This is a genomic window from Actinomycetota bacterium (genome assembly GCA_030776725.1).
Classification (GTDB): Bacteria; Actinomycetota; Nitriliruptoria; order Nitriliruptorales; family JAHWKO01; genus JAHWKW01.
The window spans coordinates 1-9,651 of sequence record JALYHG010000127.1; the positions used below are offsets into that span (position 1 = coordinate 1).

At 72.4% G+C, this 9,651-nt stretch carries 7 protein-coding genes; 4 read left to right on the forward strand and 3 right to left on the reverse strand.

Annotated elements, in window-relative coordinates; translation table 11 throughout:
* Positions 1-156: 156 nt before the first annotated feature.
* Positions 157-2,430, forward strand: coding sequence for a DUF3488 and transglutaminase-like domain-containing protein (locus tag M3N57_05975; protein ID MDP9022243.1), 2,274 nt, complete (start codon positions 157-159; stop codon positions 2,428-2,430).
* Between the two features lie 55 nt (positions 2,431-2,485).
* Here the strand turns inward: M3N57_05975 and M3N57_05980 are convergent, their stop codons facing one another.
* The gene (locus M3N57_05980; GenBank protein ID MDP9022244.1) at positions 2,486-2,809 is read right to left on the reverse strand and encodes a DUF3040 domain-containing protein; all 324 of its coding nucleotides are present in this window, start codon (positions 2,807-2,809) and stop codon (positions 2,486-2,488) included.
* 115 nt (positions 2,810-2,924) lie between these two features.
* Here M3N57_05980 and M3N57_05985 point away from each other — a divergent pair, with 115 nt between their 5' ends.
* Positions 2,925-3,698 (forward strand): hypothetical protein, encoded by a 774-nt coding sequence (locus tag M3N57_05985; GenBank protein ID MDP9022245.1) that lies wholly within the window; start codon positions 2,925-2,927, stop codon positions 3,696-3,698.
* Positions 3,699-3,764: 66 nt separating this feature from the next.
* Here the strand turns inward: M3N57_05985 and M3N57_05990 are convergent, their stop codons facing one another.
* On the reverse strand, positions 3,765-4,985 hold the full coding sequence (locus M3N57_05990; GenBank protein ID MDP9022246.1) for a DNA polymerase IV: 1,221 nt from the start codon (positions 4,983-4,985) through the stop codon (positions 3,765-3,767).
* Positions 4,986-5,086: 101 nt separating this feature from the next.
* Here M3N57_05990 and M3N57_05995 point away from each other — a divergent pair, with 101 nt between their 5' ends.
* Both M3N57_05995 and M3N57_06000 read left to right on the forward strand, forming a co-directional pair.
* Positions 5,087-6,760: a penicillin-binding transpeptidase domain-containing protein gene (locus M3N57_05995; protein MDP9022247.1), complete on the forward strand. Its 1,674-nt coding sequence runs from the start codon at positions 5,087-5,089 to the stop codon at positions 6,758-6,760.
* 68 nt (positions 6,761-6,828) lie between these two features.
* Entirely contained in the window at positions 6,829-7,368 is a 540-nt protein-coding gene (locus M3N57_06000) for an acetyltransferase (GenBank protein ID MDP9022248.1), read from the forward strand.
* A gap of 82 nt (positions 7,369-7,450) precedes the next feature.
* Here the strand turns inward: M3N57_06000 and M3N57_06005 are convergent.
* The coding region (locus M3N57_06005; GenBank protein ID MDP9022249.1) for a hypothetical protein at positions 7,451-9,651 on the reverse strand (2,201 nt) is incomplete at its 5' end.

Sequence of the window (9,651 nt, forward strand, 5' to 3'; positions counted from 1 at the left end):
TCGCCAGCGTCCGGCCGCCGGCGACGCGCTGCGGGCGCTCCGCGTGGCAGGATGGCGCGCGAGCCTGCACCGGCCTGGCGATCGCCTCGACGTCACCTGGCGGGAACTGGCACTGCACGCGGCACGAGGCGCACCAACCGTGGGGGCGCCACGCTGATGCGCCGTGATCTGCTGCTGACCGGCGCGGCAGCGCTCGTCGTGCTGACCGCGACGGTTCCGCTGCAGCGGGTGTTCCTCGACGGAGCATGGCGACCTCACGCCTGGGGTGCGGCCGCGGTCGCGCTGGTGGTGGCTGCCGCCGCCCACCGTCTGCGGCTCGGCGTCGTCGGCGCCGCCGTCCTCACTGCCGCTGGGTTCGTGGCAGCGACCGCGGCGGTGCACCTGCACACCGGCGGCTGGCTGCCCGGGCGCGCCCACCTGGCCGAGGCCACCGCGTTGTGGGCCGCCGCCCTCAACGACCTCGCCCACGAACCTGCCCCCGCCCGGACCACACCCGGGCTGATGATGATCGTGTGGACGGGGGCGTGGTGGGTGACCCACGGGTTACACGAACTCCTGGTGCGGCTACGCCGGCCCGGCCCTGCTCTGGTCGCCGCGGCGTGTCTGTGGGGGTTCCCTCTGGCCGTCCCCCAGCCGCCAGGACGGACCTGGCCGCATGCGATGCCGTTCCTGGCCGCAGCCGCGCTGGTCCTCCTGCTCGAACCCGACCCCGACCTGGCGGCCCGGCGGCGCCCCGCCGGCTCGCCGAGGCCGAGCCTGGCAGGCGTGGGACTGGGCGCGGTCGCGATCCTCATCGCTGGGTCGGCCCCGACGGTCGTCCCGGGGTACGGCCAGGAACCGTGGGTGAACCTGTCGGGGAAGCGCGCCGCCCGGGGCTACCAACCGATCGTCGACGTCTCGACGCGGCTCACGCTGCCGGCACCGCGTGACCTGCTCCGCGTGGACGCGCCGCGGCCGCTGTACCTGCGCCTCGCCGGACTGGACACCTTCGATGGGTACACCTGGCGTGTCGGCCCGGCCGGCTCACCCTCGTTCTCCCCGGACGAGGTGATCGCGGTCGACCGGACGCTGCCACCCGAGGTCGAGATCCGCGCGCACGAGCCGGTCACGGTGACGGTCGAGAACCTGTCGTTGGAGAACGTCTTCGTCCCCGTCCCCTACCACCCGCTCCGGGTCGGCGGCGACGCCGCCCGTTCCATGGTGTACTCCCGCGACGGCACGTTCATCGCCTCGTCGCAGACCCTCGACGGCAGGCCGGCGCTGGTCCCCGGCCTGACGTACAGCGTGCGATCCGCGGTCCCCAACCCGCGCCCCGAGGACCTGCGGACGCTCACCGCGGGCGACTACAGCGATCCCGGCTACGGACGGTGGTTGGCGCTGCCGCGTGACTACCCCGAGCTGCGAGCCGTGGCCGACGAGGCACTCGCCGCGGCCGGCGCCGCCACCCCGTTCGACACGGCGTTCGCGCTGCAGGACTTCTTCCGCGACAGCCGCCGCTTCGCGTACTCGCTCGACGTCCCGCCGCTGCGCGACGCCGACGCGCTGACACGGTTCGTCACCACCGACCGCACCGGCTACTGCGAGTACTTCGCCACCGCGATGGCGGTGATGCTGCGCCTGGAGGGGATCCCGTCACGCGTGGCGGTGGGTTTCCGGCTGGGACGGCAGAACGAGTCGGGCCAGTACGTGGTGTCGACCGACAACGCCCACGCCTGGGTCGAGGTGCTGTTCCCCGGTTACGGCTGGATCCAGTTCGAACCGACGCCGGCGCTCCCCGACGCACTCGTTCCCTCCCGCCAGGACATCATCCCGCAGGAGCCGGTCGGTGCAGGGTCGCCACCGCCCCGTGGCGCCCAACCTGCGTCCGGTGAGGAGCTCCCCGACCGACAGCCCGATGACGTGCCGCCCACTGAACCGTCCACGCGACCATCCGTCCCCGCCGCTCGCGGGGATGTCGGATCCCACGACAACGGCACCCAGCCCCTGCCGTGGCTGCTGGCCGCGGTGACGGCGGGCGGGGCCGCCTTCCTGGTCGCGCAGCGGCGGCCACGTGGCGACCTCACCGACCGTGAACGGATCCTGACCACCCAACGACGGGTGCATTCCCAGGCGCGGCGGTACGGCGTCGGCCGCCGTCGCTCGGAGACGGCTCGCGAGCTCGCCTTGCGGTGGGCGGCCGAGGGTCGGGTCGATGCCGACCAGGCCCGTCGCTTCGCTGACCTGGCGCAGGCCGCCGCGTTCGGCGGCCTCGTGGAGCGGGGCGCCGCAGATGAGGCCGAACGACTGGGCGGCCAGGTCACGGCCGGGCTGCGAGCGTCGGTGGCGCGCCGTCACCGGCTGGTCGCGCCGATCCGGATCCCGGTCGAGGACGCCGTGTCGACGGGGCGTTGGGCCGCGACGGCGGTCAGGCACCGGGTCGTCGGTTCGTGATGGCGGTTGGCGCGGGCACGGCGGCGAGGGACGACCCCGGTTCGCGACGCCTCGGCTAGCGGCGGCGGCGCACGAACGCTCGACGGAGCTCGTCGATCACGCCGCCCGGCCCCGAACCCAGCCCCCGCACCGCACCGGCACCGACCAGCACCGACGTGAACATCAGCGCGAACCCGACCATCCCGAGGACCAGGTGGAAGGTCAAGCCGAACAGCGTCACGAGACCGACGAGGAAACCGATCACCGACCAGCGCAAACGACGCAGGTGCAACCGGGCAGGGGTGGTGTTCGCCACGGTCGCGACGAACTTCGGATCTTCTTCGGATAGCTGCCGCGCGATCTCCTGGAGCATGCGCTCCTCGTGCTCGGACAGCGGCATCGTGTCTCCCTCTGCGCCACCACGGCCGGGGCTCTACGAGTATACGAGCGGCCCCGCCACCACGGTGGGTGAGCGCTCGGATCGTCGGGTCACCTCAGCGGACGGCCACCCGACCGTGGCCGGTACGATCGGCGCCGCCGACGGCCACGGGGACGACGTGCTCGAGCGTGAGTGGGTGAGCATCCGCGACCCCGATGACGATCACCTGCGGTACACCTTCGACGTGTCGTTCCTGCTGTCGCACTACCGCTGCATCTACGGGCAGGGCTGCCCGGGAGTCCGGTGCGACGGCAGCGACCCGGCACTGGGATGCTGTGTGCACGGCGCCTACTACGTCGACGCCGACGAGCGGGCCCGGGTCGAACGTGAGCTGCTCAACGAGCTCGGCCCCGAGATCATGCAACTCTACGACCAGGCCCTCGCCGACGGCGTCACATCCCTCGACGAGGATGGAGAGGCCCACACGCGCCTGGTCGACGGCGCATGCATCTTCCTCAACCGCGGCGGGTGGCCGGCGGGCGAAGGCTGCTCGTTGCACGTGCTGGCGATGCGCCGCGGCGAGCACCACATGACCTACAAGCCGACCGTGTGCTGGCAGGTCCCCCTGCACCGCTCGATCGCCGAGGAGATCGCCAACGACGGCGAGAAACTCGAGATCCACACGATCTCGGCGTTCGAGCGTGGAACGTGGGGGGAAGGCGGGGCGGACTTCGCCTGGTGGTGCACCGATGAGCCGGCGGCGTTCACCGCCCGGCAACCGCTGTACCGCAGCATGCAACGCGAGCTGCGTGAGATGGTCGGCGACGCGGTCTACGACGAGCTCGCCACGTTCCTCGACCGCCGGCGACGCCGCGGCGGCACGGTGCGGTTCCTCCCGGTCGCCGACTAGCGCGGCCTGGCAGGCGGTGGAGGCGTGTCGAGCGGTCGGTGAGCGCGGCGGTCGCTGCCGCCGTCGTCAGCCCTCGATGTCGTCGCGGGTCGGGGCGGCGTTCCCGGCCGGGGTGTCGGCGTTCAGAAGCGCCCCGTAGGTGACGACCTCACCGCCGAACCGGTGGCGTAGCGCATCCGCGGCCCGCTCGGCGTCCTCCCACCGCTGGTCACCGTCGAGGGCGAGCTGGCGCGCCGCCGCGCCCGCAGTGAGGTTCGTCACGGCGACGCCGAGGAGGCGGATCCGGACCCGTTCCAACCGCAACCGGCCGTACAGCTCCCGCGCCAGGGTGACCAGGTCGTGGGTGCGGTCGGTCGGCAGGTCGAGCGTGGCCGACCGCGTCACCGTCTGGAACGAGCTGAACCTCACCTTGAGGGTGAGCGTTCGCCCGGCGAGGTCCCCGTCGCGCAGGCGCCGGCCGACCTTCCGACTGAGGCGGAGCAGCTCACGGTCGATGAGCTCGGGGTCATCGAGGTCGCGGTCGTAGGTCTCCTCCACCGAGACGCTCTTGGCCGGTTCGTATGGGGTGACCCGGCGGTCGTCGATCCCTCGGGCGAGCCGGTGCAGCTGCCCGCCGACCGCCCCACCGACGATCCGTTCGATGGTCACGCGATCGCTGTCGGCGAGCTGACCGACCGTACGGAACCCGTACCGGTGGAGGCGCTCCAGGGTGCGTGGGCCCACCCCCCACAGGTCGGACACCGGCAGCGGCCGCAGGAACGCCGCGACCCGGTCGCGTGGGAGGTGGACCAACCCGTCGGGCTTGGCCTTCCCCGAGCACAGCTTGGCGAGGAACTTGTTGGGGGCCACCCCGACCGAACACGACAGGCCGAGCTGGTCGCGGACGTCCGCCCGGATCTGTGCAGCGATCTGGGTCGGTTCGCCGAACAGGCGCCCCGCCCCCGCAACGTCGAGGAACGCCTCGTCGAGGGCAAGCGGCTCGACCAGGGGGGTGTAGGCGATCAGGATCTGTCGGACGCGTCGCGAGACGGCGACGTACTTGGCGAAGTCCGGCGCGACGACCACCAGAGCGGCGCACAGGCGCCGTGCCCGGACCATCGGCATGGCGCTGGCGATCCCGTACCTGCGAGCCTCGTACGAGGCCGCGGCGACCACACCGCGCGATCCGCTCCCCCCGACCACGACGGGACGGCCAGCCAACGTCGGATCGTCGCGCTGCTCGACCGACGCGTAGAAGGCGTCCATGTCAACGTGCAGGATCGGCTCCGGGGGACGGTCAGCACGCACCTCGACGCTCCTAGAGAACGTACGTTCGCCGCAGCGTACTCGCCTCGGCCGACCCGACCCGGGCGTCCTGGTAGACCGGTGCGGGACCCAGGGAGGTGACGATGCGACGCGTGCTGCTCGCCGTCGTCGCGGCGGTCGTCGTCGCGGGGCTCGCCGTCGGTGGCTGGGTGTGGTGGGAGCAGTCGCAGCTGCGGGCCCGCGAGCAGGCGCGTACTCAAGCCGCCGCCGTCGCCCAGCGGTTCCTGGACGCCTGGGAGGAAGGCGACCTCGAGCAGCTCCCGGCTCTCACCCGTGCTCCGCCCGACGACCTCGTCGGCCGCCACGCCGCCATGCGCGAGCGGCTGCAGGCCGACCGGTTGGATCTCGAACCCGGCGAGGCCGAGCTCAACGACCCCTCGGACATCGACGCTGGCGCCACCGTGCCGTTCCAGGTCCGTACGCACCTGGCCGGCCTGGGCGACTGGAGCTACCGCAGCTCCCTGGCGCTGACCCGCATCGACGCTGAGCCAACGACGTGGCGGGTCGAGTGGTCGCCGGCCGTCCTACACCCATCCCTGTCGGAGGGGACGGCGCTGGACCGCTCGCGGAGCTGGCCGGAGCGCGCCCCGATCCTCGACCGCGACGGGCAGCCGCTGTCCAGCGAAGGCAGCCTCGGGCTGGTCGTCGGCCACACCGGTGAGGTCACCGCCGAGCTGTTGGAGCAGCTGGGCGACCCCTACCTGGCTGGCGACACGGTCGGGCAGCGCGGCCTGCAGCTGGCGTTCGAACGGCAGCTGGCCGGATCACCCACCGGTGAGATCCGCGTCGTCCGCGGCGACGAGGTGGTCGAGGTCGTGCACCGCTTCGAAGGGGAACAACCGCAGCCCCTGCGCACGACGCTGGATCCCGGCATCCAGCGAGCGGCCGAGGCCGCGATGGGCAGCGGCTCGACCGCAGCGATGGTGGTCCTCGACGCGTCGACCAGCGAGATCCGCGCCGTGGTCAACCGTCCCGTCGGCGGCTTCAACCGTGCGCTGACCGGGAAGTACCCGCCCGGCTCGACCTTCAAGGTCGTGACCGCCACCGCCATCCTGCGCAGCGGCGTCACCCCGTCCGACACGGTGCCGTGCCCAGAAACCGCGACCGTTCACGGCCGGCCGTTCCGCAACTTCCAGGGCGAGGCCTTCGGTCCCATCCCCTTCCGAGAGGCGTTCTACCGCTCGTGCAACACCGCGTTCGTGCAGCTCGCAGCCGACCTCGATGAGGGCGCGCTCCACACGGCCGCCGCCGACTACGGCTTCAACAGCGGCTGGCAGCTGCCGGTGGGCGAACCGGCGGCGTCCTTCCCCGAGCCCAGTGACCTGGCCGAGCGAGCCGCCGCCGCCATCGGGCAGGCCCGCGTCCTGGTCAGCCCCGTCCAGCTCGCGTCCGTCGCCGCCGCGGTCGCGCAGGGTCAGTGGTCCGCGCCGACGATCGTGTCCGACACCCGGTCGAGCGCCGCGCCGCGCGACCTGCAGGATGTCGCCGCGACCCTCACCGAACTGATGCGCGAGGTGCCCCGGCGCGGCACTGCCGAAGGTGCTGGCCTCCCCGACGGTCTGGCCGGCAAGACCGGCACCGCCGAGTACGGCACTGGAGATCCGCTACCGACCCACGCCTGGTTCATCGGGTTCCGCTCGGACGGAGACGGACCGCAACAGGATCTGGCCTTCGCGGTGCTGGTCGAGGGCGGATCGTCGGGCGGGGCGGTCGCCGCGCCGGTCGGGGCGCGCTTCCTCGCGAACCTGCCGCCGTGAACCCCCCGAGTAGGCATCGCTGCGGCGACGTCGACCGCGGGAGATCCTCCGTCGCCGATGATGGTCTGGTGAACGTGACCTTCCGTCGGCTGACGGACCAGGATCTGCCCCTGCTGCACAGGTGGCTCAACGAGCCGGGCGTCGTGCGGTGGTGGGAGGGCGAGGACGTCTCATGGGAGGCCGTGGTCCGCGACTACGGCTCAACCTCGAGCGACCTCACAGAGCACTGGATCGCGTCCCTGCGACACGGCCGGCCCGTTGGCTGGACCCAGTGCTACGCCACAGCAGACCACGCCGGCGAGCATGAGATCGAACAGTGGTGGGCGCTCGGCGTTCACCGGACAGCTGCTGGGATCGACTACCTCGTCGGCGATCCGCGGGAGCGTGGCAAGGGTCTGGGGTCGGTCATGATCCGACGCTTCGCCGTGGACGTCGTCTTCGGAAGACATCCGGGATGGACCCAGGTCTGTGCGTCCCCTGTCGTCGCCAACATCGCTTCGTCGCGAGCGTTGGAGAAGGCCGGGTTCGAGTACGCCGGAACCTTCGAGAGCGAGCACGGACTGTGTCGCCTGATGGTCGCCGACCGTGCGATCACCGGGCGGCGTTGAGATCGCTCCACACCTCCGCTGCATCGTCGGCGATCCACACCTGACGCCGACCGCCCCGACGTCCCTGACGACCCGACGCGCGTCAGCGGCTTCCGGAGGCGAACATCGCCGCTGACAGCCCCGAGGGGCGCGCAGCGGTGCGGCGGTGCGGCGGCGGCGGTCCGCTCCGGGCCAGCTCCTCGTCCAACCGTCCCTCCCCCCAGGCGCGCCACAGGCGCGTGAGGTCCCACGCCCGCTCTGCGATCACGGTGATCCCTCGCGGGCCGCGCCGGTCGAGGCGCCCTTCGACGACGACCAGCCAGGCGTGGAGCACGGTCCAGGCGTGCCCTCGATCGCCCCGCCCATCGCCCGCCAGTGCCCGCTCGAAGAAGTTGCACTGGGTCGTGCCGGTGCGGTCGTCGAGCGAGAGGAACAGCACCCGCTGCCCGGACCGCACCGGGGGTGACTGCAGCGCGGCCCGTACCCCGGCGACCCGGACCCGGCCGGGAGGCACCAGCGCCCCGCCGCCGGTCGGGTGCGGCGCCGCAACCGAGTCGTCGCGTTCGAGGTCGGCTGCTCGGGTGACGCCCAGCACGTCCAGCACCGGCTCGTAGAACGCGACGACGTGGCGGGAGACGTCCAGCCCGAGGACCTCGAGCTCGTCACGCACCTGGTCGGCGCTGGTGATCTGCGGCAGCCGCGGGCGGTGGTCGGCGTACAGAGCCAGCGTGGCCTGCGGATCCGGGGTCGCACCACCGCCTGGTCGCGATCCGCGACGTCCTCGGCGTGGACCCCACAGCTCCTCGACCGCCAGCAGGGTGACTCGCCGGTCACCGCAGCCGATCTCGTCGAGCGCGCCGATCTTGGCCAGGTTCTCGGCAGTCGGTCGCGACAGTCCTCCGCGAGCACGCACGTCCTCCAGGCACGTGTAGGGCCGACCAGCGATCAGCGTGTCACGTTCGGCGTCGGTCATGCCGCGAACGTCCTGCAGACCGACCCGCACCGCCCAGCGCCACCGCCGCCCGTCGTGATCGACGCCGGCGTCGCCCGCATCGCGCCCCGCCGGCGGGACCGGGCACGCCCCGCCAGCGTCGCCCGCATCGCGCCCCACCGGGCACGCCCGGTCGGTGTCCGCGGTCGTTCCCGCATCCGGGAACCAACCACCACATCGGGCCATACCCCGGTCGGCCGCGGCCGTACCCGACCAGGTCCATCCGACCGGCAGCGGGGCGCCGCGACCGACCTCCAAGCGGGCGTAGGCCTCCTCCTCGGCCACACGCTCGACCGTGTACTCGGCCGCCGACACGTTGACGTCAGCAGGGAGAACCGCGACGCCGAACTGGCGCGCCTCCTCCAGCAGCAGCCGCCGCGGGTACATCCCCGGGTCGTGGGTGAGCAGCCCGGCGATCAGCTCCGGCAGGTAGTGCACCTTCAGCCACGCCGACCGGTAGGTGGGGACGGCGAACGCGGCGGCGTGCGCCTTGCAGAACCCGAACGACGCGAACGACTCGACCTGCCGCCACACCGCCTCGGCGGTCGCCCGATCGATCCCCCGTTCCAACGCCGTCGTCAGCGCCCATCCCCGCAGGTGAGGGAGCTGCGTATCGTCGGCGAGCTGGCGGCGGACGAGGTCGGCGCGGGACAGGTTGCAACCCGTGAGCGCCGCCACGGCCTTCATCACCTGCTCGTGGTAGATCACGACCCCGAAGGTGTCCTCGAGGGCGGGTTCCAGCAGCGGGTGGATGTAGGTGGCGGGCTCGTCGCCGGTGCGGCGAGCCACGAACGGGCCGACCATGTCGGCCTTCACCGGCCCGGGACGGAAAAGCGAGATCTCGGTGACGAGATCGTCGAAGCGGTCGGGTTGCAGCCGCCCGAGGAGCTCGCGCTGGCCGGGGGACTCGACCTGGAACACCCCGATGGAGCGGGTCGTGCGCAGCAGCTCGTAGACGGCCGGGTCGTGGAACGGGATCGCGTCGAGGTCGATCTCCTCGCCCCGGGTGGCGGGGACCAGCTCGATGGCGTGCCGCATCGACGACAGCAGCCGCACCGCCAGGATGTCGAGCTTCAACAGCCCGAGGGCCGCGACGTCGTCCTTGTCGAACTGGGTCATGGAGAACCCGTGCGGAGCGGGCCCGTCACGGCCCGTCCCCGCTGAGCGTTCCACCGGGGTGACGTCCATCAGGTCGACGTCGGCGAGGACGATGCCGCAGGGGTGCAGGGCGAGGTGGCGGGGGAAGCCGTCGATGCGTTCGACCACCTGGAACAGGGTGTCGAGCTGGCCGGCGTCGAGACGTGAGTCCTCCA